The organism is uncultured Olsenella sp., assembly GCF_959602185.1.
In the GTDB taxonomy this organism is placed as follows: Bacteria; Actinomycetota; Coriobacteriia; order Coriobacteriales; family Atopobiaceae; genus Olsenella_I; species Olsenella_I phocaeensis.
Genome location: NZ_CAUGRZ010000006.1, coordinates 57,201 through 82,015 on the forward strand (window position 1 = coordinate 57,201; position 24,815 = coordinate 82,015).

Annotated in this window: 15 protein-coding genes and 3 tRNA genes; 13 read left to right on the plus strand and 5 right to left on the minus strand. The window is 65.5% G+C overall.

Annotation, left to right across the window (positions count from 1 at the left end; all coding sequences use genetic code 11):
• Positions 1-135 precede the first annotated feature (135 nt).
• On the minus strand, positions 136-1,095 hold the full coding sequence (locus tag Q5923_RS05600; protein WP_009279475.1) for a diacylglycerol kinase family protein: 960 nt from the start codon (positions 1,093-1,095) through the stop codon (positions 136-138).
• Positions 1,096-1,548: 453 nt separating this feature from the next.
• Between Q5923_RS05600 and Q5923_RS05605 the strand changes: the two genes are divergently transcribed.
• From Q5923_RS05605 to gdhA, 4 genes are all read left to right on the plus strand, one after another.
• Positions 1,549-1,625 (plus strand) — tRNA-Pro (locus tag Q5923_RS05605).
• A gap of 3 nt (positions 1,626-1,628) precedes the next feature.
• A tRNA-Gly gene (locus Q5923_RS05610) sits at positions 1,629-1,704 on the plus strand.
• A 164-nt stretch (positions 1,705-1,868) separates the two neighbouring features.
• Positions 1,869-2,147: a type II toxin-antitoxin system Phd/YefM family antitoxin gene (locus tag Q5923_RS05615; protein WP_303132688.1), complete on the plus strand. Its 279-nt coding sequence runs from the start codon at positions 1,869-1,871 to the stop codon at positions 2,145-2,147.
• Positions 2,148-2,585: 438 nt separating this feature from the next.
• Complete coding sequence (gene gdhA / locus Q5923_RS05620; RefSeq protein WP_072499680.1) at positions 2,586-3,917, plus strand: NADP-specific glutamate dehydrogenase; 1,332 nt, start codon at positions 2,586-2,588, stop codon at positions 3,915-3,917.
• Positions 3,918-4,226: 309 nt separating this feature from the next.
• Here the strand turns inward: gdhA and Q5923_RS05625 are convergent, their stop codons facing one another.
• Positions 4,227-5,795, minus strand: coding sequence for a DUF2130 domain-containing protein (locus Q5923_RS05625; protein ID WP_303132691.1), 1,569 nt, complete (start codon positions 5,793-5,795; stop codon positions 4,227-4,229).
• A 696-nt stretch (positions 5,796-6,491) separates the two neighbouring features.
• Here Q5923_RS05625 and carA point away from each other — a divergent pair.
• The gene (gene carA, locus Q5923_RS05630) at positions 6,492-7,883 is read left to right on the plus strand and encodes a glutamine-hydrolyzing carbamoyl-phosphate synthase small subunit (RefSeq protein WP_303132693.1); all 1,392 of its coding nucleotides are present in this window, start codon (positions 6,492-6,494) and stop codon (positions 7,881-7,883) included.
• A complete protein-coding gene (gene carB / locus Q5923_RS05635) occupies positions 7,883-11,215 on the plus strand; it encodes a carbamoyl-phosphate synthase large subunit (RefSeq protein ID WP_303132694.1) in 3,333 nt (1,110 codons plus the stop codon). Before carA ends, carB begins: the two co-directional genes overlap by 1 nt.
• 580 nt (positions 11,216-11,795) lie before the next feature.
• Here carB and Q5923_RS05640 read toward each other — a convergent pair.
• Positions 11,796-12,851: a hypothetical protein gene (locus tag Q5923_RS05640; RefSeq protein WP_303132696.1), complete on the minus strand. Its 1,056-nt coding sequence runs from the start codon at positions 12,849-12,851 to the stop codon at positions 11,796-11,798.
• 127 nt (positions 12,852-12,978) lie between these two features.
• Positions 12,979-13,563 carry a TetR/AcrR family transcriptional regulator gene (locus Q5923_RS05645; RefSeq protein ID WP_303132698.1) on the minus strand — a complete coding sequence of 195 codons (585 nt, stop codon included), beginning with the start codon at positions 13,561-13,563 and terminating at the stop codon, positions 12,979-12,981.
• A gap of 490 nt (positions 13,564-14,053) precedes the next feature.
• Here Q5923_RS05645 and Q5923_RS05650 point away from each other — a divergent pair, with 490 nt between their 5' ends.
• From Q5923_RS05650 to Q5923_RS05665, 4 genes are all read left to right on the plus strand, one after another.
• The gene (locus tag Q5923_RS05650) at positions 14,054-15,001 is read left to right on the plus strand and encodes an Abi family protein (protein WP_303132700.1); all 948 of its coding nucleotides are present in this window, start codon (positions 14,054-14,056) and stop codon (positions 14,999-15,001) included.
• 741 nt (positions 15,002-15,742) lie between these two features.
• The gene (locus tag Q5923_RS05655) at positions 15,743-17,323 is read left to right on the plus strand and encodes an alpha-amylase (protein WP_303132702.1); all 1,581 of its coding nucleotides are present in this window, start codon (positions 15,743-15,745) and stop codon (positions 17,321-17,323) included.
• A 558-nt stretch (positions 17,324-17,881) separates the two neighbouring features.
• Positions 17,882-19,261, plus strand: coding sequence for an ATP-binding protein (locus tag Q5923_RS05660; RefSeq protein WP_303132703.1), 1,380 nt, complete (start codon positions 17,882-17,884; stop codon positions 19,259-19,261).
• A 614-nt stretch (positions 19,262-19,875) separates the two neighbouring features.
• Entirely contained in the window at positions 19,876-20,778 is a 903-nt protein-coding gene (locus Q5923_RS05665) for a hypothetical protein (protein WP_303132705.1), read from the plus strand.
• Positions 20,779-20,964: 186 nt separating this feature from the next.
• Here Q5923_RS05665 and Q5923_RS05670 read toward each other — a convergent pair whose 3' ends face one another.
• Entirely contained in the window at positions 20,965-22,380 is a 1,416-nt protein-coding gene (locus Q5923_RS05670; protein ID WP_303132707.1) for an ATP-binding protein, read from the minus strand.
• 198 nt (positions 22,381-22,578) lie between these two features.
• On the opposite strand from Q5923_RS05670, the gene Q5923_RS05675 reads away from it, so the two are divergent.
• The 3 genes from Q5923_RS05675 (at position 22,579) to Q5923_RS05685 (ending at position 24,811) form a co-directional block, all read left to right on the plus strand.
• A tRNA-Leu gene (locus Q5923_RS05675) sits at positions 22,579-22,665 on the plus strand.
• A gap of 71 nt (positions 22,666-22,736) precedes the next feature.
• A complete protein-coding gene (gene tig / locus Q5923_RS05680) occupies positions 22,737-24,065 on the plus strand; it encodes a trigger factor (protein WP_303132709.1) in 1,329 nt (442 codons plus the stop codon).
• Between the two features lie 131 nt (positions 24,066-24,196).
• Entirely contained in the window at positions 24,197-24,811 is a 615-nt protein-coding gene (locus Q5923_RS05685) for an ATP-dependent Clp protease proteolytic subunit (protein WP_303132711.1), read from the plus strand.
• Positions 24,812-24,815: the final 4 nt, after the last annotated feature.

Genomic DNA, 24,815 nt, shown 5'->3' on the forward strand with positions numbered 1-24,815 from the left:
ACGTGGCTGCGTGGCTGTGGGCCGGGATGCTGCCGGGCCTGGGCGTAGCTGCCGGACTGGATGCTGCCGGCCCTGGGCGTAGCTACCGGTCCGGGATATTGTCGGCCTTGGGCGTAGCTGCCGGTCCCTGGTTGCCTACCAGCCGCAGCGGGCGGGCACGAGCACGTCGAGGGCCCGTGGCTCCACCTCGACCTCGAAGCGCCTGCCCTCGAATCTCTCGCCGTCGACCTGGCAGGGAATGCCCTCTCCCTCGAACTCGACCTGGAGCCTTCTCGCGCGCTCGGCCCTGATGACGCGCGAGCGCACGTGCCTTCCGGAGCGGGCGAGGCCGAAGAGGGCCAGCAGGCGGGGGATGGAGGGCACCTTCACGTTGTAGCAGACGTCCAGCATTCCGTCGTTGGGCAGCGCGTCGGGGCAGACGCGGAAGCCGCCGCCGTAGGTGGGGCCGTTCTGGACCGCGAGTATGAGGGCGCGCAGCTCCTGGGGGTCGCCGTCGTCGAGGCGGAGGCTGCAGGGGTAGCCCTTGTGCCCGGACGAGAAGACCTTCACGCCCGAGGTGGCGAAGAGCATCGACCCCTCCTGGCTCGTGTTGGCGGCGCGGCGGTCGGTCGTGTCCAGGGCGATGGCGGCGTCCAGGCCAAAGGAGAGGGTCTCGACGAAGTGGGTGTCCTGGCCGAGCTCGTTGGTTACGTGGCCCAAGTCGATGCTGACCCTGCGGCCGCCGAGAAGCTCGGCCAGGGAGAGCTCGGGGTCGTTGTAGGTGGCCGAGATGGTGCGGGCGAAGTCGTTGCCCGAGCCCATGGGGATGACGGCGAGGGCGGGGCGGGCGTCGGCGGGCAGGGCCATGAGGCCGTTCGCTGCCTCGTGGATGACGCCGTCCCCGCCCAGGACGATGAGGGTGTCCATCTGGGCGGCGCCGGCTGCGAGGCGCTTGGCGTCTTCGGGGCCCTCGGTCATGACCAGCTCGAACGACTCGGTGGCAGAGGTGTACGACTCGAAGAAGCGCCGGGCGCGCTCCGCCGCCTCGGCCCCCTTTCCGCTGTGCGAGGCGGGATTTGCCACGACGAGCGTCCGACCGAGCCTGAGTATTGCCATGTTGGGGGCCTTTCGGGGACGGGTGCGGTCCGTGCCCCATCATTCTACGCACTTGGGTGGGGGAGCGCCCAGTCGAAGCGGGGGAGAGGCGCGTCGGCGCCCGGTCGCACGGCGCGTGCGCGGGGCGTGAGGCGCGTGGCGCGGCGTGGTGGCGCGTGGTGCAACGGTGCAGCGACGTGCCTGGGGTGCGGGTTGCGGCATGGCGGCGCGGAATGCGGCACGGCGGCCTGCCTTGGTGCACATTCTACGCGTGAAATGCGCACCTCTCCCACAAAACCCCAGCTCAGCGACGAGGGGTGTACATTTGAAATCTGAAATGCACGCTCACGCCGCAGATGGCGGGGGACCGGCCAGCGGTCACGACGAGCTGGTCGACGGACTCGGGATGCTGGTGCGATTTTGCGGAATGCGTTGCCCCGCGCGAGGCACTCTCGTATAATCCTAGAGCGGCTCCGGGGTGTAGCGCAGCTTGGTAGCGCATCTGCTTTGGGAGCAGAGGGTCGCTGGTTCGAATCCAGTCACCCCGACCACGCGCGGCGGTAGTTCAATTGGTAGAGCAGTAGCCTTCCAAGCTACTTGTTGCGGGTTCGAGTCCCGTCCGCCGCTCCATGCGCTCGCTTGCCAGGGTCCTTTGGGGCCCTGGCTTTTTTATCGCGCGGGGTTATGCGCCAATTGCCAGCATCGTGTGGCCACCTTTCCATGTTCTGCAATAGCACGAAAAGTTAACTAATAAGAGTGGAATAAAGTAAGAATAACTTTAGTTTGGAGGGACAATGCCAAAGATCATCTCCAGCACAACGCTGAGGAACAACTACGCGGAGCTCTCCGACTGGTGCCATAAGACCGGCGAACCCCTCTTCGTCACGAAGAACGGTGCTGGTGACCTTGCAGTCCTTGATATGGATGCATACGAGGACCTAACCTCGCGGCTTGCGCTGTACGAGAGCCTTGCCGCAGGGCGCGTCGCCGCGGACGAGGGCCATGCCAGACCCGCGGGTACGGCTGCCCAGGCACTTCGCCAGCGCATCGGGCCGCAGAACGCCAAGGGCTGACGCGAGGCCGCTCGATTGCGCACTATGCCGTTCCATCGCACGCTCGGTCGTCCAGCCGCGCGTTCGACATCAGTTGCGGACTCTAAAAGGGGAGAAGTCCGCAACTGACTGTGCCCATGGTGTCTCTCGCCTGTAAACGACCTGTTAGTCTGGAGTCAGCTGCAGGCTCTAAAAGTCCCAAACTCCGCAACCGACTTAACGTGTTGCAGGATTCCGCCGCACGTGTCGCAGAACTTCTCCACCGGCGTCGCCCCGCGCGCCCAGAAGGCACGTCCCGCCCGCGAACTCGACGGCCCCGCCTGCGTGCAGATGCCCTGCAAGTACGGTTTCTTATGCATGTCGATTGAGTTACGCACCGTGAATGTCCTAGCCCGCCCCCAACCCGATGCCTATTCTTTAGCCGTCCGCATTGCGTCACAACCCTTGAGGGGAGAGACCATGTCCTATTCCGAGAAGGTCATCGCCGAGCTGAAGGAGCGCTACTCCGACCAGCCGGAGTTCATCCAGGCGGCCGAGGAGGTCCTCACGACCCTGCAGCCCGCCCTCGACGCGCATCCCGAGTTTGAGAAGGCTGCCCTGCTCGAGCGCCTCGTCGAGCCCGAGCGCATCGTCATCTTCCGCGTGCCCTGGGTGGACGATGCCGGCAAGGTCCAGGTCAACCGTGGCTACCGCGTGCAGTTCAACAGTGCCATCGGTCCCTACAAGGGCGGCCTGCGCCTGCATCCCTCCGTCAACCTGGGCATCCTCAAGTTCCTGGGCTTCGAGCAGATCTTCAAGAACTCCCTCACCACGCTTCCCATGGGCGGCGGCAAGGGCGGCTCCGACTTCGACCCCAAGGGCAAGTCCGATGCCGAGGTCATGCGCTTCTGCCAGTCCTTCATGACCGAGCTCGTGAAGCACATCGGCCCCGACACCGACGTCCCCGCGGGCGACATCGGCACCGGCGCGCGCGAGATCGGCTACCTCTTCGGCCAGTACAAGCGCCTCACCAACAGCTGGTCCTCCGTGCTCACCGGCAAGGGCCTCTCGTACGGCGGCTCGCTCGCCCGCACCGAGGCCACCGGCTACGGCGCGGTGTACTTCCTGCTCAACATGCTCAAGCAGCGCGGTGAGTCCATCGAGGGCAAGGTCGTCGCGGTCTCGGGCTCCGGCAACGTCGCGCAGTACGCCATCCAGAAGGCCGAGCAGCTGGGTGCCAAGGTCGTGACCGCCTCCGACTCCAACGGCTACGTCTATGACCCCGAGGGCATCGACTTCGACACCCTCGTCGACATCAAGCAGGGCCGCCGCGGTCGCATCAGCGAGTACGTCGCCGCCCGTCCCGGCGCGACCTACCACGAGGGCGAGCGTCCCTGGGGCGAGAACTGCGACATCGCCATGCCCTGCGCGACCCAGAACGAGCTCGAGCTCGCCGACGCCCAGAGGCTCGTTGCCAACGGCTGCGGCTACGTGGTGGAGGGCGCCAACATGCCCACCACCCTCGAGGCGACGCAGTACCTCAAGGAGAACGGCGTATTCTTTGCCCCCGGCAAGGCTGCCAACGCTGGTGGCGTCGCGACCTCCGGCCTGGAGATGAGCCAGAACCACGAGCACCTCTCCTGGACCTTCGACGAGGTCGACGAGAAGCTCCACGGCATCATGGACTCCATCTACGCCGCCGCCTACGACGCCGCCAAGGAGTACGGCCACGAGGGTGACCTCGTCTTCGGCGCCAACATCGCCGGCTTCCTCAAGGTAGCCGACGCCATGATGGCCCAGGGCGTCTGCTAGCACGTCCGACGTGGGGGCGCTGCCGCCGTCGTCTTGCAAGGCAAGGGGGGAGTCGGACTTGGTCCGGCTCCCCCCTGCTTGTGCGGGAGACATGCGATCGCGGTCGCGGTCGGGAGCGGCAAGGCGACGCCCGCGATAAGGCGACGCCCGCGGCGCCTAGTCTCTGCCCGTGCGGGAGACATGCGAAGCATCCGTCTGGCAGCCTGCCCCGGCCCCGCGGGCAGCGCTAGGGAGAGCCAAGACGGCGGCGGTGCCAGCGCACAGCCTGCCCCGGCCCCGCGGGTGTGTCCCTCTCGCCTGCGGGCGTCCCTAGCCCTTGTTGTCGTCCAGCTCGCGGAAGCGCTCGGCCAGCATGGGGCTGTTCTTGGTGAGGCGCTTGATGGTGAGCTTGTTCGCCTTCTCGTCCGCCAGGCGCAGGTTGTTCTGGGAGCCCAGCAGGTTCTCCTTCACCTTCTGCAGGTGGGTGATGGTCTTGTCAATCTCTTCCACCGCCGTGTTGAACTTCTTGTTGGCAAGTTCCACGTTGCGGCCGAACTTGTCCTGGAAGTCGCCTAGGGCGTCCTCGAAGTTCGTGATGTCGATCTGCTCGCTCCGCATCTGGGCAATCTGCAGGCGCAAGTCCTGGGACTTCTGGGCGGCGTTGCGCAGGAGGGCGATGATCAGCAGGAAGAACTGAGGCCTCACCACGTACATCTTGGGATAGCGATATGACATGTCCACGATGCCCTGGTTGTAGTAGTCGCTGTCGAGCTCGAGCATCGACACCAGCACCGCGTACTCGCAGCCCTTCTTCTGGCGGTCGCGGTCAAGCTTGGCCAGGTGGGACTCGTTTGTCTTCTTGTTGGTGGAGCCCAGCTCCTCGTTCTTCATCTCGAACATGATGGAGAGAAGCTCGTTGCCTTCGTCGTCCGTCTCGCGATACACGAAGTCGCCCTTGGTGCCCTCGACGGCCTCGTTGTCCTTCTCGAAGTAGATGTTCTTGAACGAGGAGGGGTCCTGGGAGCGCCAGCGGTTGAACTCCTGCTGGCAGTGCTGCTCGAGGCTCTCTCCCGTCATCTTCACCGTGAGCCGCAGGCGGTAGTCCTTGAGGCGCTCTATCTCGTCGTCCTTGATGCGCACGATCTCTTCCTGGGACTTCTGCGCCTCGTTGAGCTTCTCGCGGTAGCGTGCCTCGAGCTCGTTGCGCTGGCTGTCGCGCTGGGCGAGCTGCCCCTCGAGCGCCACGCACTGGGTGCGGAGCTCGGAGGTGGCGCGCTGCACGGCGAGCTCCTCCGCCTGGCGCGCCGACTGGGCCTGGGACTCCAGGCTGTCCTTGGCGCGGGAGAGCTCGAGCTCGAGGCGGGAGCGCTCGGCCTGGAGCTCGGACTTCGCCTGGGCGTCGGCCAGCTGACGCTCGCGCGCCGCTTGGGCCTGCTGCGCCTGGAGCTCGGCCTTGAGTCGCGCGACCTCGGCCTGGAGCTCGGCCTGCTGGGCCTGGAGCTCGGAGCGGGTCCTCTCCTGCGCGAGCTTCGTGGCGTCCTCGCTCTTGGAGAGCCGGGCCGCAAGCTCGTCGCGCTCACGCTCCACCTTGACGCGTTCCTGCTCGACCGAGAGCCGCGCCTCGCGCACCGCCGAGGCGCGCGCATCGTCAGAGGCGGCGAGGCGCTCCCTGAGCTGGGCGAGCTCCTGGTTGAGCTCCGACTGCAGGCGCTGCAGCTCGAGCTGGGACTTGGCGCGTTCCTCCGCCAGCTCGGAGGCCTTCTGCCCCTCCATGAGCCGGTGGCGCTCGTGCAGCTCGCGCTCGAACTCGCTGGTGCGCACCTGGCTCACGATGTCCTGGTAGTCCGAGCTCTCCAGCTCGAAGCTCTGGTGGCAGTGTGGGCAGACGATGGTTGCCATGGATGCTCCTTGGTACGAGGAAAGACGGGTCGTGTGATGGACACAGCTTAGCTCAGGGGTGGGACACGATTGGGAGCCGCTCCGGTGGCGGTCGGGTACGCCGTGGCCGCCTGCGTGCCGGGCGCTTCGTCGTGCATCCCATTCGCGCCGTCGTGCGCGCCTTTCTCACCCAGCACGCAATTGCGCACAGAATATGAGTGCGAGCACGCTCTTGCGCACTGCCGCTGGCATCGAGCACGCTTGAACGCACGGCTTTTTCAGCGCGCACGCTCTTGCGCACATTGGCCGCAACGTTTGCCCAGGTAACGTGGGGCGGTAATGTGCGTTTGAGCGTGCTCGATGGTTTGATTGTGCGTTGGCGCGTGGAAGATGAGAAAAGCGTGCGCAAATGCGCGGAAGATGAGAGGCGCGTGCATTCGCGCGTGCGCGGTGCCGCCACGGCTGCGCAACATGTGCGTTCGCGCGTGCGCGACGCCCCCGCTGACGTCCGTGATGCCCCTCTCGCCTGGAACTGTGACAAGCAGATAAACGCTCTCGCAATTTGCGCAGATTTGAATATCTGGCACCTAGAATGCGTTCAAGCCTTTAACGGTGGCGCGAGACGCCACCAAGGACGCAAGCGACACCTCGCCAGGAGGGGCATCCGCAGGCCGCGGGTGCCCCTTTTGCGAGCGGTCGCAGGGGAGAGGAGCTCCGATGAACCTTCTTGCGGGTGCGGACCAGCTGCCCAGGGCACTCCTGGCGCTCGAGGACGGCAGCTGCTACGCCGGCCGCTGCTGCGGCGCCGAGGGCGAGGCCTTCGGCGAGCTGGTGTTCAACACCTCGATGACCGGCTACCAAGAGATCGTGACCGACCCCAGCTATGCGGGCCAGATCGTGACGCTGACCTATCCGCAGGTGGGGAACTACGGCGTTACCGCCAGCGACGGCCAGGCAGCGGCGCCGGCGCTCAGGGCCCTGGTGGTGCGTGACATGTGCTTCGAGCCGAGCAACTGGCAGAGCGTCCAGAGCCTGCCCGACTACCTGCGGCAGGAGGGCGTCGTGGCCATCCAGGGCGTGGACACGCGCGCGCTCACGCTGAGGGTCCGCGAGGCGGGCGCCATGAGGGCGGCGGTCTCGACCACGGACCTCGACCCGAGGAGCCTGGTCGCGCGCGTGCGGGCGAGCGCGGGCATAGGCAGCCACAACCACGTCGCCGACGTCAGCGTGGGGGAGAGGACCGTGCTTTCCCCGCTGGGCACGGCTGCCGTCCGTCCCCGTCGCGTCGTCGCCTACGACTGCGGTATGAAGCGCGGCATCGCCGACGTCCTGCGCGCGCGTGGCCTCGAGCTCGTCGTCGTGCCCTGGGACACCCCTGCCGAAAAGGCGCTGGCGCAGGACCCCGACGCCGCCTTCTTCTCCAACGGGCCCGGAGACCCCCAGAGCGTCGGCGCGACCCTCGAGGCCATGCGCGCCCTCCTGGGGCGGCTTCCCGTCTTCGGCATCTGCCTGGGCACGCAGGTCATGGCCCTGGCGGCGGGCGGAAGCGTCAAGAAGCTCCCCTATGGCCACCACGGCGGCAACGAGCCGGTGATGAACCTCCTCACGGGCAGGGTCGAGGTCACGGCCCAGAACCACAACTACGTGCCGGACTTCCCGAGCCTAGGCCCGCTCGTCCCCGAGCTCAGCGGGGGAGAGGCGCGCCACCACGACGACCTCAGGCACTGGAGCCGCCGTCGCGTGGCGCCGGTGGTCGCCAACGGGCGCTACGGCCGTATCCGCCTCACGCACGTGAACCTCAACGACGGAAGCCTCGAAGGCCTCCAGTTCCTGGACGCGCGCGCCTTCTGCCTGCAGTACCACCCCGAGGCGGCACCCGGGCCCAGCGACTCCTCCTACGCCTTCGACGCGTTCAGGCGCCTCGTGGACGGCGAGGCGGACTACCTCGCGCCCGCGCCCGAACTAGCCGCAACGTCGCCCGTCCCCGCCGCTGCGTCGCACGCGCCCGAACCAGCAGCTGCGTCGCACGCGCCCGAACCAGCAGCTGCGTCGCACGCCCCCGCCGCCTCCACGCCCGCCGTCCCCGCCCCCGAAGGGAGGTCCCTCTGATGCCCCGTCGCGACGACATCCACAAGATCCTGGTCATCGGCTCCGGTCCCATCGTCATCGGCCAGGCCTGCGAGTTCGACTACTCCGGCACCCAGGCCTGCCGGGCCCTGCGCGAGGAGGGCTTCGAGGTCGTGCTGGTCAACTCCAACCCCGCCACGATCATGACCGACCCCCAGACCGCCGACCGCACCTACATCGAGCCCATCACCGTGGCCAGTGTCGAGAAGGTCATCGAGCGCGAGAGGCCCGACGCGCTTCTCCCCAACATGGGCGGCCAGACCGCCCTCAACTGCGCGGTCGCCCTGGAGGAGGCCGGCGTCCTCGCACGCTGGGGCGTGGAGGTGATCGGCTGCGACGTCGCCTCCATCCAGGTCGGCGAGGACCGCGAGCTCTTCGCCCGGGCCATGGAAGACATCGGTCTGCGCGTGGCGGACTCGGGCGTCGCCCACTCGCTCGGGGAGTGCGAGGCCGTGGCCGCGCGCCTGGGCTACCCCGTCGTGGTGCGCCCCGCCTTCACGCTGGGTGGCGCCGGTGGCGGCATGGCCCACGACGAGGCCGAGCTCGCCGCCATCGCGCGCGAGGGGCTCACGCTCTCGCCTGCCCACGAGGTGCTGATCGAGCAGGACCTCGAGGGCTGGAAGGAGATAGAGATGGAGGTCATGCGCGACTCCGCGGGCAACGGGATCGTGGTCTGCTCCATCGAGAACCTCGACCCCATGGGCGTCCACACCGGCGACTCCATCACCGTGGCGCCCGCCCAGACCCTCACCGACGCCGAGCTCCAGCGCCTGCGGGATTACTCCCTGGCCATCCTCGAGCGGGTGGGCGTCGCCTGCGGCGGCTCCAACGTGCAGTTCGCCGTCAGCCCTACGACGGGCGAGGTAGTCGTCATCGAGATGAACCCCCGCGTGAGCCGCTCGTCGGCACTGGCCTCCAAGGCTACGGGCTTCCCCATCGCAAAGATGGCGGCGCTGCTCTCCGTCGGCTACACCCTGGACGAGATCCAGAATGACATCACCCGCGCCACGCCAGCCTGCTTCGAGCCCTCCATCGACTACTGCGTGGTCAAGGTCCCGCGCTTCGCCTTCGAGAAGTTCGAGGGAGCGAGCGAGGAGCTCACCACCCGCATGAAGTCGGTGGGGGAGGCCATGGCCATGGGTGGCTGCTTCGAGGAGGCTCTGCAGAAGGCCCTGCGCTCGCTGGAGCGCGGCTGGCCGGGCCTGGTGAGTCCGGCGGAGGCCGACGAGGCGGATGACGCGCGCCTGCTCGAGCTGGTGGCGCGCCCCACGCCGGAGCGCGTCCTCTGGCTGGGCGAGGCGCTGCGCCGCGGCTGGGACGTGGCACGCCTGCACGAGGCGACGGGCGTGGACGCCTGGTTCCTCTGCCGCATGAGGGACGTCGTCCGGGCGGAGAGCGAGCTCGCGCGGCGGGGTCTGGCGGGGCTCGGCGCGGAGGGCCTCCTCGCTGCCAAGCAGCTCGGCTTCTCCGACCTGCAGATCGCGCGCCTCGTCGGCTCGGGCGAGGACGTGGTGCGCGGCGTCCGCGAGGCGCTGGGCGTCGTGCCCCGGCGCCGCAGCGTGGACAGCTGCGCCGGGGAGTTCGCCTCGCACACGGGCTACCACTACTTCGGCTACGCGGCGGGGGAGACGCCCGCGGATTCCACGCCTGCCATGGCTGCCCTGCCAGGCGAGAGTTGCGCTGGCGCCTCGCTCGAGGCTGGGCCCCGTGCCGCGGCCGTGCCTGCCCCCGCGTCCCCGGATGCGCCTGCGAGCCGCAGCGCGGTGATCCTCTCCGCCGGTCCAAACCGCATCGGCCAGGGCATCGAGTTCGACTACTGCTGCGTGCACGCCTCGGCGGCGCTGCGCGAGCGCGGCTACCAGACGGTCATGGTCAACTGCAACCCCGAGACGGTCTCCACCGACTACGACAGCTCCGACCGGCTCTACTTCGAGCCCCTGACCTTCGAGGACGTGATGAACGTCGTGGAGTGGGAGCGCCCCCTCGGCGTGATCGTGACCCTGGGAGGGCAGACGCCCATCAACCTGGCACGTCGCCTGCGCGACGCGGGCGTGCCCATCCTGGGGACCCAACCCGAGGCCATCGACCTGGCCGAGGACCGCGACCGCTTCGCCGCGCTGCTCGACCGCCTGGAGGTCGCCTACCCGCCCTCGTCCACGGCGAGCACGCCGGACGAGGCCCGCGAGGTGGCGCGCCGCGTGGGCTACCCGCTCCTCGTGCGGCCCAGCTACGTGCTGGGCGGGCGCGGCATGGCCATCGTCTACGGCGAGGACGAGCTGGGCGGCTACATGGAGCGCGCCACGCGCGTCTCGCCCGACCATCCCGTCTACCTGGACGCCTTCCTCGAGGACGCCATCGAGCTGGACGTGGACGCGCTCTGCGACGGCAGCGAGTGCCACGTGGGCGCGGTACTCGAGCACATCGAGGAGTGCGGCATCCACTCCGGCGACTCCGCCTGCTGCTGCCCGCCGTTCTCGCTCTCGGTCCAGATGGTCCGACGCGTGCGCGAGACGACGCGCCGGCTGGCCCTGGAGGTGGGCGTGGTGGGCCTGCTCAACGTGCAGTACGCGGTGAAGGACGAGCAGCTGCTGGTCATCGAGCTCAACCCGCGCGCGAGTCGCACCGTGCCCTTCTCGTCCAAGGCGACGGGGGCGCCCCTGGCCCGCCTCGCCGCGCGCGTCATGGCGGGCGAGACGATCGCGGGGCTCCGCGCTGCGGGGGAGCTCCCGGACGAGGGGTGCGAGCTGGGCTACTTCGCCGTGAAGGAGGCGGTCATGCCCTGGGCGCGCTTCCCGGGGGCGGACTCCGTGCTGGGTCCCGAGATGCGCTCGACCGGCGAGGTCATGGGCATCGCCGCGAGCTTCCCGGAGGCGTACGCCAAGACCCGGCAGGCCATCGACTATGAGATGCCCCGCGAGGGGGCGGCGTTCGTCTCCGTCTGCGACCGCGACAAACGTGCGATCGCGCCGGTGGCGCTGGCGCTGGCCAACATGGGCTACAAGATCGTGGCCACCGAGGGGACCGCTCGTACGCTGCGCGCGGCGGGAATCGCCTGCGAGGTGGTGAGGCGCGTCGCGGAGGGGCACCCCAACGCGCTCGACCTGGTGGAGTCGGGCAGCCTGGCGTTCATCGTCAACACGCCGCACGGGCACGCCTCACGCGGCGACGGGGCGCGGCTGCGTGCGGCGGCGGTGAACCATGGCATCTGCTGCGTGACGGCCATGTCGGCGACGATCGCGCTGGTGCAGGCGCTGGCGGCGGTGAGGGCGCGAGGTGGCGGCGCGCTGGACGTGGTCGCGCTGCAGGACCTGTAGCGCCGTGGCTCGGGCGAGAGGGGCGCGCCGTTGCGCTCGTCACTCTCGCCCACGCTCCTCGTCACATCGGATCGGACGCCAAGTCAGTATAATTTGAAATTCTGTTGACCACGCTCACGTTTGCCCAGCTCACGAGAAGCGCAGTCCACAGAATTTCAAATTATGCTGACTTGCCGAGGCGATACGGCCACCGCGGCCCCCACGACAACGTCCGTCGCGTCTCCGCAAGCCGCGAATACGTCGAACGCGTCTGGGAGCCTTGCGTTTGAGCAGTTGGGCGATGGCGAGAAAACGCGTCGGACGTTGTCGCGATGGATTCGCACGCGTTGGGCGTCGTCGCGGCTGCAGCGCGCGCGTTGGGCGTCGTCGTAGCCGCAGCGCGCGCGTTGGGCGTCGTCGCAGGCGAGACGCACGCGTTAGACGTCGTCGCAGTCGCGCCGCACGTGCTGGACGCAGTCGCGGTCGTCGCGGGCGAGAGATACGCGCGTTCGGCGCTTTCGCGGCCGCGCCGCACGCGTTGGACGCAGTCGCGGCCGCCGCGCGCGTCAGACTCCCCGCCCGCCGCCCGCCCGCACCCCCGCTACCTGGGCAGCCTCCCGAAGGCGATGTCCAGCGCGTCCCGGTAGCCTGGCTCCGCGTCCACGATCGCCGGAATCAGGTTCACGTTGGGCGCGGCGCTGGTCAGGAACGGGTCCTCGTGGTCGATGATGCCGTCGATGTCCACCCTCACGTGGGGCTCCCCGAAGATCTCGATCGCCTTTTCCACGCTGTAGTCGGCCAGAATCTGGTTCGACCCCTTGTGGTTGAAGTGGAAGCCTACCACCTCGCGGCCATGGTCGTAGGTCGCCATCACGAAGTGGTGCGTGCCGATGGTGCCCGGCATGATGTGCGCGTTGGGGGTCGTCACCTCGGCGTCGGCCATCACCTGCTCGACGTCGCAGCGGTACTCGTCGTAGTCCAGCCCCAGCCGCTCGGTGACCTCGATGACGGTCGGCCCGTAGTACGTGAAGAACAGGCTCTTGAGGAAGGCGAACTGCGGGGCGGGAATCTGGTCGACCGTCTTGCCGTAGCAGAGGAAGTTTACCCACGGCGTGGTGTTGGCGGAGTCGTCCTGCCCGCCGTAGACGACGAGCTGGTCGATCCTGCGGGACAGCGAGCCGAAGATCGTGGGCAGGTACGGGGTGAAGAGGCCCGGGAAGATGCCCTGCTGGGTGTAGGTGACGCCGTGCTCCCTGCCGGCCTCGTCGATCTGCCTGAAGTACTCCGGCGCGTTCTTCTCAGAGAAGTAGACAGGCAGGGTCGAGCTGCAGTTCTTGCCATGCGAGAGGATCTTGACGATGTCCTCGACGTTGCCCCCGACGGAGGTGGGGGAGGGCAGCTTGCCCTCGTCCCACTTGGTGGAGGGGTAGTAGAGGACGATGTCGGCGTCCAGGCCCAGCACCTCGTCCTCGTCGTCCGTCACGGTCACGCCGCACTTCTCGAAGCCGAAGACCTCGCCCGCGTTCCTGCCGACCTTTGCGGGGTCCAGGTCGTAGGCGCCCACCAGGGTCAAGGACTGGCGTGAGTCGATGAGCTGCAGGGCCGACCTGCCCACCTGGCCCAGGCCCCAGATGATGATGCGATACTGTTCCTTCATGTTGGGCGTCCTTCCCTGCTGGATTTGCTGGATTCCGCCGGAACCGGCGTGGCCTCGAATCTAGCGTGGGCTGGTGCGCCCGCAAAGCTTGGACGGCCCTAACCGTCCCAAAAGGGAACGAACTGCCCTAACCGTCCCGTCTTCGGATGTACTCCCGCAGGTTGGCGCGCATCGCCTCGTCGATGGCCACCTTGTACTCGGAGTTCATCATGCTTGCGATCTCGGCCGCCGCCTGCCTGCTGCCCATGCTGCGATAGCTCTGCCCGCGGCTGAACTCCTCCACGGCGTGGCTGCCTCCGGCGCAGAAGAAGGCGACGTGGAAGGCCTCGACCTCGCTCAGCTTCCGGCCCCAGGAGGTCTCGATGATCTTGGTGCCCATGGTGAGGGCGTAGCGATAGATGAACTGGCGGTACGAGTTGTAGCCGGTGGTCTCGAACATGCGGTACTGCTCGGGGTTCCTGCGGGCCTTCTCCAGGATGGCCGCGAAGAGGTCCTCGAGGTCGCGACAGCCCTCGTCCAGGAGGGCGGAGTCATAGATGCGCTGGAAGTAGGCGTCCATCACGTCCGCCTTGTTCCTGAAGTAGCGGTAGAAGGTCGTCTTGCTGACGTCGGTCTCGTTCAGGACCATCTCCACGGTGATGGAGGGGTAGCTGTGCCTGTGAAGGAGACTCACGAAGCCATCGATGATGTGCGCCTTTGTCCACTTCGGCATTATTTCCGCTCCTCCCCCTGGCGTCTGGCATGCGCCTGCGCCGCTGCCTGTAGCTTACGCGACCGACGCGGGCGAGAGGGACGCGCGTGCGCGGGTGTCGCGTGTGCGTCGCGGCTGTCGTGTGCACGCCCCTCTCGACCGGCACGCCGTTGCGCACGCCATTCTCAGCCAGCACGCGATAGCGCACAGTGGCTTCGGTGTTTGCCCAGATAGCGAGAGGGGCCGATGTGCGCTTTCGCGTGCACGTCGCCTGTAGTGTGCGCAATGACGTGCACGTTGCCTGCGACCGTGCGCTTGTGCGTGCTCGATGCCAGCAGCGTGCGCAGCACCGCATCGGCGCGCGCACAATCACGTCGATATGGCGGTCAGCTGTCACGTGAGGCTACAGTCACATACCTGTACTTCACAATGCGTGTTTAGCTCCTATCGAGCGCGTGCGCTGCATCCGTGCAATGGATACAATCCTTCCACTAACAGAGTTGGGAGGAGAATGTCGGAGCAAAACAAGCCGTGGCTCTCGGTCGAGCAGCAGATAGATCGCCTGGCCACCAGGGGCATCAAGTTCGAGCTGTATAGCCGTGAAGAGGCGGCTCGCTACCTGGCGGAAAACAACAACTACTTCAGGCTCAAGGCATATCGCAAGTGCTTTGACAGGGTGCAGGGCGGAGAAAACGACGGATGCTTCGTCAACCTTGACTTTGGCATGCTGGTCGACCTTTCCGTCATTGACATGTACCTGCGCAGTGAGCTCCTGCTTCTTGCAATCGACATCGAACACTTCTCAAAGATGCGACTGCTTAATGAGCTGGAGCGTGTTGGGGAGGACGGCTATTCCGTGGTCGCCGATTTCATTGATGACCCCCGCAACCTCAGTGTCGACGGAAGACACAACTACGTTCGCGCAGAGATTGACCGCGGAAAGTCGAGTCCTTACGTTCGCAATCTGCTGGGAACATACCCCTCCTTTGACTTTCCGGCCTGGGCATTTCTCGAGTTGATTCCCTTCGGACGTCTCGTTCACTTCTACAGGTTTGTCGCCGAGAGGTCTGGCAATAAGGCCATGCAGAACGACTCGTATCTGCTGCAGAGTGTGCGCGTGCTTCGCAATGCATGCGCCCATAACAATTGCATCATCGATGACATGAGGAGGGGAGTGCCTGCGCATGCGCCGCAACACTCCGTCTCCAATGCACTGTCTAGGATTGGCGTCTCAAAGGGGACGAGACGCATCAAGCTGAGCAACGAGAGGTTCCAGGGAATCTCTACCACCCTATTTGTCCATAGTTCTCTGGTGCCCAGCACCATGCTTGTCCGCCGCGGAGAGGAACTGCGGCACATCATTGCGCGGACGAAGAAGCACGAATCGTATTACCGAGAAAACGATGTCGTGCGGACTGGTTTCGCTTTTATCGAGGCGATGGTGAGGGGTTGGTATTAGTTCGGGCAGGGAAGTCCACTGGCCAAGCGGTAGCACGGTTCGAAATTTGCGGCAATCCGTGGGCGGACTTGACTAATTCGCTCCTGCCCACCAGACTAATTGCAGTATGAAAAACGGTTCGACCGTTTTGCGGGGGGGCTTCCAGCAATGGGGGTGCCCCTATTTTTTTGTCGTGCGGGCGTGGTCGCCACCCGCTCGGCTGAGCACGTGTGTTGCCGCCGCTTGCGCTGCGTTGCGTTGCGCGTCGCTTTCGTCCGGCACGCTGTTGCGCACATGTTGGGCCGCCGTGCACGCCGTTGCGCACGCCATTCTCAGCCAGCACGCGATAGCGCACAGCGACATCGGTGTTTGCCCAGATAGCGAGAGGGGCCGACGTGCGCAAGAGCGTGCACGATGCCAACCGTGTGCGCAATGACGTGTGTGATGCTCTTGCTTGTGCGCTTTCGCGTGCATGGTGCCGGCAGCTGTCCGCATGGGTGTGCGTGATGCCCGGCCACGTGCGCAGCCGCGTGCGCGTGGCCGCCAGCAGCGCCTCGCTTTGCTTCTGCACCCCGCGAGCGCTAGCATTTTCATGGCGAGAGAGGCGCCGCAACGTAGCCGCACGTCGTACGCACCCGCGTCTGCCGCGACACGCCCGCGCCCAGCACCGCCGCTGCCCGTACCCAGGGCGCCGCCGCACGCACCCACGCGTGCGACCCCGCCCCGTACCCAACCACCCACCCCCACACTCCGGAGGTTCACATGGAAAACGGCATGATGCTCCAGGGGTTCTCCTGGTACCTACCCGCGGACGGCGCGCACTGGAAGCGCCTGGCCGAGCTCGCGCCCACCCTCGCGCACATGGGCGTGAGCTCCGTCTGGATGCCGCCCGCCTACAAGAGCTCCGAGGGGGCCGAGGGCGTGGGCTACGCCGTCTACGACCCCTGGGACCTGGGCGAGTTCGACCAGTGCGGCAGCGTCCGCACCAAGTACGGCACGCGCAGGGAGTACCTCTCAGCCATCCGCGCCCTCCAGAAGGCGGGCATTCAGGTCCTCGCTGACGTCGTGCTCAACCAGCGCTTCGGCGGGGAGGAATGCGAGGACGTCCTGGCCACCCCCATCAACCCCGCCAACCGCAACGAGCAGGCGGGCGAGCCGCGCCAGATCAGCGCCTGGACCCGCTACCGCTTTCCCGGTTGCGGCGACGAGTACTCCGACTTCCACTGGGACTGGCACTGCTTCCACGGCACCGACTGGGACGAGTCGACCCACGAGCCCGGCGTCTACCTCTTTAACGGCAAGCACTGGGACGAGGATGTGGACAAGTCCGAGAACGGCAACTACGACTACCTCATGGGCTCCGACGTCGACGTGAGCGAGCCTGCAGTAGAGGAGGAGCTCGGCCGCTGGGGCGAGTGGTACCTCAAGACCACCGGCGTCGACGGCTTCCGCCTGGACGCGCTGAAGCACATCTCGCGCGCGTTCTTCCACCGCTGGCTCACGCGCCTGCGCGAGGCCACGGGCAAGGAGCTCTTCACGGTGGGGGAGTACTGGTCGCCCGAGGTGGAAGACCTCGAGTCCTACCTGGGTGAGGTTCCCATGAGCCTCTTCGACGTGCCGCTGCACTACCGGCTCTTTGACGCCTCCAACAGCATGGGCGAGAGGGATCTGGCTCACGTCTTCGACGACACGCTGGTGCAGCGCGAGCCCATCCGTGCTGTCACCTTCGTGGACAACCACGACACCCAGCCCAACCAGGCGCTGCAGAGCACGGTCCAGGACTGGTTCAAGCCCAGTGCCTACATGCTGATCCTCCTGCGCGAGGCGGGGTATCCCTGCGTCTTCTTCGGGGACCTCTTCGGCATACCCAACGACGGCAACATCCCCGTCGTGGCGGAGCTCCCACTGCTCATGGAGCTGCGCCAGCGCTTCGCCTTCGGCCCCCAGAACGACTACCTGGACGACGCCAACCTCATAGGCTGGACCCGAGAGGGAGACGACGCCCACCCCATGAGCGGCGTGGCCGTGGTGCTCACCGACGCCGAGGGCGGGTCCAAGCGCATGCGCGTGGGCGCGCGGCACGCCGGCTCGACCTTCTGCTGCGTGGTGGGCTCCGAAGAGAAGGACGTCGCCATCGACGACGAGGGCTACGGCGAGTTCAGCTGCGGCGGGGGCTGTGGCTGCGCATACGTGCGCAGCGAGGTCGTGAGGTCGCTCGAGCACGACCGCGTGCTGCGCTCGATCCAGAGGATCGTCCAGAAGGTGCAGGAGCCGCGCTACGAGTACTGCCCCGTGAGCGTCAACGCCGCGCCGCATCGCACGCGCGCGAGGAAGGGCAAGTAGGGGAGAGGGACTCGGGCGTTCGGCAGCGACCGGCGGCCATCCAGCACGCGACAACGCGCGCTCGTCGTCGCTCCGCACGCGCTTACGCATACGAGCCGCTATCCCGCACGCGCTTGCGCGCGCGAGCCGCTATCCCGCACGCGCTTACGCACGTCGCTTTCGCCCAGCACGCGAAAGCGCACATTGGCCTTGGCGTTTCCGCATTTGGCGGGAGGAGTCCGTGTGCGCGACCGCGTGCGCGTTCAAAATGGCGTGCGCAACGGCGTGCGCGATGCGGCTGCGCGTGCGCATTGTCTGGTCGCGTGCGGGATGGCGTGGACGATGTTGTCGGAGTGCGTTCCCGCGTGCCTGCGGCGACGGGCGGCTCCGGCATCCAGCCCCGGCCCGCATGACGCGCTCGGGTCGAGGCCGTCTTCTCGCGACAAACATTAAACTTCGAAGCAAACGTGCGTCAGTAACAAAATCGCCAAGATTCCTTCTGTTTTAGACACACAAACCCTCGAAATCGTTCTGTGTTAGAGACATAATTGAGCAAATACCTTCTGCGCTAGAGATGAGGTGGCAGTGCTCAAGAGGAAGATGCTCCATGAGCTTGAAGGCTGGAAGGCCGCTGGTGCTCGCAAGGCGCTCGTGCTGCTCGGGGCGCGTCAAGTCGGTAAGACCTACATCGTGCGGGAGTTCGCGCGGCAGAGCTACGACTCCTATATCGAGGTCAACTTCATTGATGACGAGGAGAGCGGCAAACTCCTTGCTACGGCATCGAGCTCGGCCGAGCTACTCTCGCGCCTCTCGCTCGTGGCGGGCCGCTCCATTCCCGAAGGCTCGTTGATCTTCTTTGACGAGGTGCGGCAGCTGGGGCACGACGTCGTCACGCTATCCAAGTTCATCGTGGAGGACGGCCGCTTCGACCTCATCCTCTCCGGATCGCTTCTTGGCACGACGCTCGGCGGCGTGACGTCGTTTCCCGTCGGATACGCGCAGGTCCGTCGGATGTTCCCCTTGGACTTCGAGGAGTTCTGCTGGGCCAGCGGGGTGCCATCCTCCATCATCGACGAACTTCGCACGGCATTTGACGCAAGGGTTCCTGTCGAGGACTCGCTGCACGACCGCATGGTGAGGCTCTTCAGGCAGTACATCGCAGTGGGCGGCATGCCCGAGGCAGTCTCGACGTTCCTCGAGGGTGGGCTGGACCTCGGCGGCGCCCGACAGGTCTGCCTTGATATCGTCGAACAGTATGGTTTCGACATCTCCAAGTACGCAGGCGAGAGGAGACTCTACGTCCGTTCCATCTACTCCAACGTGCCCTCGCAGCTCGCGAAGGAAAACAAGCGCTTCCAGATGGCGTCCGTGAGGGCAGGCGCCAAGCACGAGCGGATGAGGGACGACTTCACCTGGCTTGAGGACGCTGGCGTGGTGCTTCCCGCCCATGCGGTCACGGAGCCCAAGTATCCCCTGCAGCGGACCAAGGTAGTGGAGAAGTTCAAGCTCTATTCGTCTGACTGCGGGCTCCTGCTGGCGCGGTATCCTCGGGGCGCTGCCATGAGGGTCGTGTCGGGCGAGGGGGATGCCAACTTCGGGGCGGTGTACGAAAATGTCGTCGCCCAGGAGCTCACCTCGTCGGGCAGGGAGCTCTGGTACTTCCACAACAGCAGGAAGGGCGAGGTGGACTTCCTGCTCCAGACCGAGGATGCCAGGGTCATTCCGCTCGAGGTCAAGTCGGGGAAGGACTACAAGCTGCACCTTGCCCTCAACAACCTGCTGAGGACGGGCGACTGGGGGATCGACGAGGCCCTGGTGCTCTCGGAGCGCAACGTGTCCGTCGAGCAGAGGTTTGGCAAGCCCATCCGCTACCTGCCCCTCTACATGCTGCTCTTCCTAGACCGGCTGGTTGGGGTTGGGCAAATGGGAGACGTGCACCTGGACCCCATCGAGTTTTAGGGCGCAGGTGCCGAGCGCGTTCCACGGCAGTCCCGTCAGCTAGATCTGCTATACAGGGGTCACGACGACGCTCCGTTCCGCCACGCCGGCGGCCCGCGCATTCTTTATCCAGTTTCTTATGGTCTCAGGAGTCACATTTAAGTGAGTAGCGATATCCTCCATACAGACCCATGGTTCTTGCATGAATCGCTCCCACCATTCAACACGAAATAGGCAAATTTAGCACGAAACAACGCGATACTATCCCAGTCTGTCCTTGCTGACTACTATCAATGCCAAATGGTTTGACGAGTGGGAAAGAGCTTAGTGAGCTGTTCGAACAACCTGGCATATATGATGATGAAAATACTTTGCTTGGAGAGAAGAATGGTGCGCTCGTAGCTCGTCCGCAAAGGAGAGAAAAAACCTGTAAGTCATTACGAGCTGAAGCGTCAACGCACCAGCGAGTTCTCGAATTTATTTGTCTGCGGGCGCTGTGGCGCCCGCAGACAGACCCCGTCGCAAGTAATACTAGGCAAGTTTGTGAGACGGCTTCAAAGTACCAGCGGAGCCAGCCAGCAACCTGCTTTGACAGCGGTTCTCAAATGGGAATCCAGTGGACGATGGAGGTACCAATGAGCGAGGAAGGGCAGGCGCAAGGGCCCGAAGAGCAAGCGGATGGCAAGGATCGGAAAGCTGCGCAAGGCAAGAAGCGCATCCTTGTGATTGCGGCAATTGCGCTGCTTGCCGTTGCTGCCGTGGCATTTTGGTACGTGAACTTCAAAGTGCCGCATGATGCGGCAGTAAAGGCTTTTGACGAGGCGGCTGCCGGACTCTCGCTGCGCAACCAGGAGCTTGACAATGCGGTTGCGAGCTTGCAGGGAGTGGTCGACTCCGGCGATCAGCCGCTCGACGAGTCGACGCAGGATGCGGCAAGGTCGGCAATTCAATCTGCTTCTGCTGCAAAGGTCGAAGCGCCGCAGATGCCATCGGATACCGAGCAGATAAAGGCCGTCGCGGAAGAGGTCTCCTCTCTTGGGGATTACGCGTCGACGCTGGAGTCCTTGCGGACTGCCCAGAAGAGCCTCGAGAACAGCATCGCCCAGATGAAGCTCGTCACCAATCCGTCGGGCGATTCTGTGGTGCAGCGTTTGACGGGCCTGGCCAATGTAACTGGAGCTGAGGCTGTTTCTGAGGACAACGATCCGAACGGGATGCTTGGCAAGGCTGGGTCGTACACGGCAACCGTCTACTTCAGCTCTGACTTGGTCGACCAGTCCAAGGTCTATCCAAGCACAGGATATACGCCCATTGTCGCCGCTGGCACCGATGGTGGCGGCGCGGTGGAGGTGTACGCGACGGCGGAGGACGCCCAAAAGCGCAATGACTACCTCGCTGCCTTCGACGGAAGCATCCTGGCGTCTGGCTCGCACAAGGTGGTCGGGACGTGCGTCGTCAGGACTTCCAACCTTCTTACCGCTTCGAATCAGCAAGCGCTTGAGGCTGCGGTGATCGACGGGCTTACCAAGCTCGACTAGCTGCCATCGCATTTGATTACCTTGTCCTGTCGACAGCCATGTCGGCGGGGCATTCATATTTCAAATGGTTAGGGGGCGACGCTGCCAGGAGAGCGCTGGGGCTGTAGGGGAGGCTTGTCCAGCAAAACGGACACTTCTGCTGCGGAATCGTCCGTGCGACCGGTCGCGCTGCTGTCCCGCCCCCCCTCACACCACCTCGCCCTTGTCGACGAGGATGAGGTCGTCCCTCTCGCCTGCAAGATCCTTGAGCTCGTCGGAGAAGCCTGTGTGCGAGAAGAGGCCCAGCAGGACGCCATCGTCGTAGCTTGCCGCGAACGTTTCTGCCTTCGCGGCAAGACGGCGATACTCGTCCATCCCGACGGGCTTGCTTGCGTAGTACTTGCACTCTCCCAGGAACGCCTTGGTGCCCGTGCCGTCCTGTGCGCAGACGTCGAGCTCCAGCGAGCCCGTGCGGTTCCAGTAGCCGCCTATCCTGCTCGGCGTGATGCCCACCTTCCCCTCGAGACACAGGCGCGCGAGGTCCTCCGCGCAGATTCTCTCGAACTCGAAGGGGACGAACTTGTTCTGGAAGCTCCGACCCATCGCCTTGAGGCTGGGCCGCATGTTGCCCATCTCGAGCGCTCCCCGGAAGGGCTGCACGTAAGTGAGCCAGAAGCGCAGGAAGCTGTCCGACACCTCATAGAGCCCGTTCTTGCTGCGCTCGGGGTAGCGCTCGTTGAAGGGGACCCTTCGCTCGAGGAAGCCGAGCGACATGAGGGGCTTCAGGTAGGGGGTGATCTCTTGTGTCTTTCTCCCCAGAAGCCTGCCCAACTCGGACGTCTTCCTGCTGCCTGCCGCCACCCCGGAAAGGATGGAGAGGTAGCTGGCAGTGCCTCTCGTCTCCTCTCCCAGGAGGAACTCGGGCTCCTCGTAAAGAAAGCCATAGGTGGAGAGGACGTTGCGACGTATGGACTCCTCGAAGTCCTGGTCGGGACTAAAGAGCTCGAGGTACTTGGGCACCCCATTCGTGATGGCATATGACCGCACCACCGATTCGTAGCTTGCCCTTGGGAAGGCCCCTCGCAGCTCCTGAAACGCAAGCGGCCTTAGCCTCATCTGCGACGTGCGTCTGCCATAGAGGGGGCTCGTCCGCGAGAGGACCTGGCCCCTCATCATGCTTACGGACGAACCGCAGAGTATGAGGGTGCATCCCGTGTTCGAGAGCAGCTCGTCCCATACGTACTGCATGATGGAGGGCATGGCCCTGTTCGCCCCGATGAGGTAGGGGAACTCGTCGATGGCCAACACGTACGGCCTTCCGGACATGGCTTCGGCGATCGCGCCAAACAGGGGGCGCCAATCGTCGAAGCTCGCGTCTGCCAGCAGGCGGTTTTCCGTGAACCTGGCTGCCGTTTGCGCGAAATGCCTGCGGTTGAGTACCTCGTCTTCCTTGGATGCCAGAAAGTAGAGGGAGGGCTTGTCCTGGATGAACTGCTTGATCAGCGCCGTCTTTCCCACGCGCCTGTGTCCGTAGATGACCACGAACGAGCTGCCGCTCTGGTATTCGACATCGAGTGCGGTGAGCTCCTTCTTGCGGCCGAAGAACGGGATGCTACGGGGCATGGTCGGTCCTCCTTCAGATAAGAGAAACACGATTATGATAATCACGTTTCTCTTTTCTACAACAGAGAGATGAAGCCCAGCGCGCGTGCCACGCAGCCCTCGCAGCTCCGCCTCTCTCCCCGTTTGCGTGAAGACGGGCAACGTCAGCTCACACGCCCAGCAGCCTTTGCTAGAATCCATAAATTGCATGTGACTAATGCGGGCGTGGCGGAACTGGTAGACGCGCTGGATTTAGGTTCCAGTGGGAGAAATCTCGTGAAGGTTCGAGTCCTTTCGCCCGCACCACGTCGCAGACGCAGAGGAACCATGCGCGGCGGGTCCTCCCGCCAAGCAGGAGAAACAACACTGGAGGAACGTTGAACATCACCGTCACCGCCGAGAGGCCCCAGAACGACCAGGTAGTCGCCACGCTCACCGTGCCCGCCGCCGACGTCGACAAGGCAATCGCCCAGACCTACAGGGACATCGCCCAGAAGTACGCCTTCCAGGGCTTCCGTCGCGGTCGCGCGCCCCGTCCCGTCATCGACAGCATGGTGGGCCGCAGCTCCGTCCTGGCCCAGGCCACCGAGGACGTCATGAACGAGGCGCAGCCCCTGATGTTCGAGGAGCTCGACATCGTCCCCGTTGACCGTCCCAACTACGGCGACGACCCCGTCACCGTGGTCGAGCACGAGGACCTCACCGTGACCTGCACCGTCAGCGTTCCCCCCACCTGCGAGCTTGACTCCTACGATGCCCCCGCCATCAACATGCCTCCCCAGGAGGCCACGGAGGCCGAGATCGACATGCAGGTCGAGCAGCTCCTTAGCTACCACGTGAGCTACGAGGACGAGACCGAGGACCGCGCCGTCGTCGCCGGCGACGTGATCGTGGCCGACGTCCAGAACAAGGAGGGCGCGCCCGAGCTCGCCGGCACCGACCGCCAGCTGGGCCTCTCCAACGCCTACCTGCCCACCGAGTTCGTCGACGGCATCGTTGGCATGACCAAGGGCCAGACCAAGGACATCGAGTGGAGCCGCGCCCACGACGACCACGAGCACCACGTCGCCGTGACCGTGACCCTCAAGGGCATCAAGAAGTCCGTCACCCCCGAGCTCGACGACGAGTTCGCCAAGAAGAGCTTCGGCTTCGACACCGTGGCCGAGCTGCGCGACGCCGTGAAGGAAGAGATCGAGGGCGACAAGAAGAACAGCCTCCCCGGCCTCAAGGAGGACCGCGTCGTCGAGGAGATCGGCAAGCACCTCACCCTGGAGGAGGTCCCCGAGGCCTACCAGAACCAGGTCTTCTCCGAGCTGGCCAACGAGGTCCTGGGCCAGCTGCAGCGCCAGGGCATGTCGCTTGACATGTACCTCGCCGCGCGCCAGATCAAGAGCGAGGACTTCCTCGCCGACCTGCACGAGCAGGCCGCCGAGCGCGCCCGCCAGTCGCTGGCCCTCGACGCCCTGGCCGCCAAGCTCGAGCTCAAGGCCACCGAGGAGGACGTGCGCGCCGAGTTCGAGCGTGCCGGCGTGGACGACGTCGACGCCTCCATCGACGAGTTCACCAAGAGCGGCCAGATGCCCGCCATCCGCGAGTCCATCCGCCGCACCAAGGCCGTGAAGTGGCTGAGCGAGAACGCCACCGTCACCGAGGTCGACGAGATCGCCGAGGCCCGCGCCAAGAAGGACGAGGAGTCCGGCGAGTAGCAGCCGCCGCGGCGGGGGAGGGCAGGCTCGGAGTTGCCCCACGCCCCCTCCGCATTCGCGCGACCCACGACTAGTAGATGCGCTCCGGGGGTACCAACTCTCGGAGCGCATTCCTCTAGGTTAGGAGAGACATGATCAACCCTACCAACATCCCCCTCATCCCGTACGTGGTCGAGCAGACCCCGCGCGGCGAGCGCAGCTACGATATCTACTCGCGCCTGCTCAACGACCGCATCGTCTTCCTGGGCGAGGAGGTCACGCGCGACAGCGCCAACCTCGTGATCGCCCAGCTCCTCCACCTCGAGAGCCAGGACCCCGACAAGGACATCTCGCTCTACATCGACTCGCCCGGCGGCGACGTGTACGCGGGCCTGGGCATCCTCGACACCATGAACTTCATCAAGCCCGACGTGGCCACCATCTGCGTGGGCATGGCCGCCTCCATGGGCGCCGTGCTCCTCTCGGCTGGCGCCAAGGGCAAGCGCATGGCGCTGCCCAACTCCATGGTGCTCATCCACCAGCCCAGCTCGGGCGCCCAGGGTCAGCAGACGGACATCCAGATCGCGGCGGACGAGACCCGCTGGATCCGCAACCGCCTGAACGAGATCCTGTCCCAGAACACGGGCCAGCCCATCGAGAAGATCAACGCCGACACCGAGCGCGACAACTACATGCGCGCCGAGGAGGCACGCGAGTACGGCCTGGTGGACAAGGTCATCGCCTCGCGCACGGAGCAGGCGGAGTAGCGAG

What these genes read in the sequence shown, in the direction of transcription:
- gdhA (WP_072499680.1), top strand. Translation starts at nt 2,586, where the DNA reads ATGTCCTATTCCGAGAAGGTCATCGCCGAGCTGAAGGAGCGCTACTCC.
- Q5923_RS05615 (WP_303132688.1), top strand. Translation starts at nt 1,869, where the DNA reads ATGCCAAAGATCATCTCCAGCACAACGCTGAGGAACAACTACGCGGAG.
- Q5923_RS05640 (WP_303132696.1), bottom strand. Translation starts at nt 12,851, where the DNA reads ATGAAGGAACAGTATCGCATCATCATCTGGGGCCTGGGCCAGGTGGGC.
- Q5923_RS05685 (WP_303132711.1), top strand. Translation starts at nt 24,197, where the DNA reads ATGATCAACCCTACCAACATCCCCCTCATCCCGTACGTGGTCGAGCAG.
- Q5923_RS05625 (WP_303132691.1), bottom strand. Translation starts at nt 5,795, where the DNA reads ATGGCAACCATCGTCTGCCCACACTGCCACCAGAGCTTCGAGCTGGAG.
- Q5923_RS05655 (WP_303132702.1), top strand. Translation starts at nt 15,743, where the DNA reads ATGGAAAACGGCATGATGCTCCAGGGGTTCTCCTGGTACCTACCCGCG.
- Q5923_RS05600 (WP_009279475.1), bottom strand. Translation starts at nt 1,095, where the DNA reads ATGGCAATACTCAGGCTCGGTCGGACGCTCGTCGTGGCAAATCCCGCC.
- Q5923_RS05670 (WP_303132707.1), bottom strand. Translation starts at nt 22,380, where the DNA reads ATGCCCCGTAGCATCCCGTTCTTCGGCCGCAAGAAGGAGCTCACCGCA.
- Q5923_RS05650 (WP_303132700.1), top strand. Translation starts at nt 14,054, where the DNA reads ATGTCGGAGCAAAACAAGCCGTGGCTCTCGGTCGAGCAGCAGATAGAT.
- carB (WP_303132694.1), top strand. Translation starts at nt 7,883, where the DNA reads ATGCCCCGTCGCGACGACATCCACAAGATCCTGGTCATCGGCTCCGGT.
- Q5923_RS05645 (WP_303132698.1), bottom strand. Translation starts at nt 13,563, where the DNA reads ATGCCGAAGTGGACAAAGGCGCACATCATCGATGGCTTCGTGAGTCTC.
- carA (WP_303132693.1), top strand. Translation starts at nt 6,492, where the DNA reads ATGAACCTTCTTGCGGGTGCGGACCAGCTGCCCAGGGCACTCCTGGCG.
- Q5923_RS05665 (WP_303132705.1), top strand. Translation starts at nt 19,876, where the DNA reads ATGAGCGAGGAAGGGCAGGCGCAAGGGCCCGAAGAGCAAGCGGATGGC.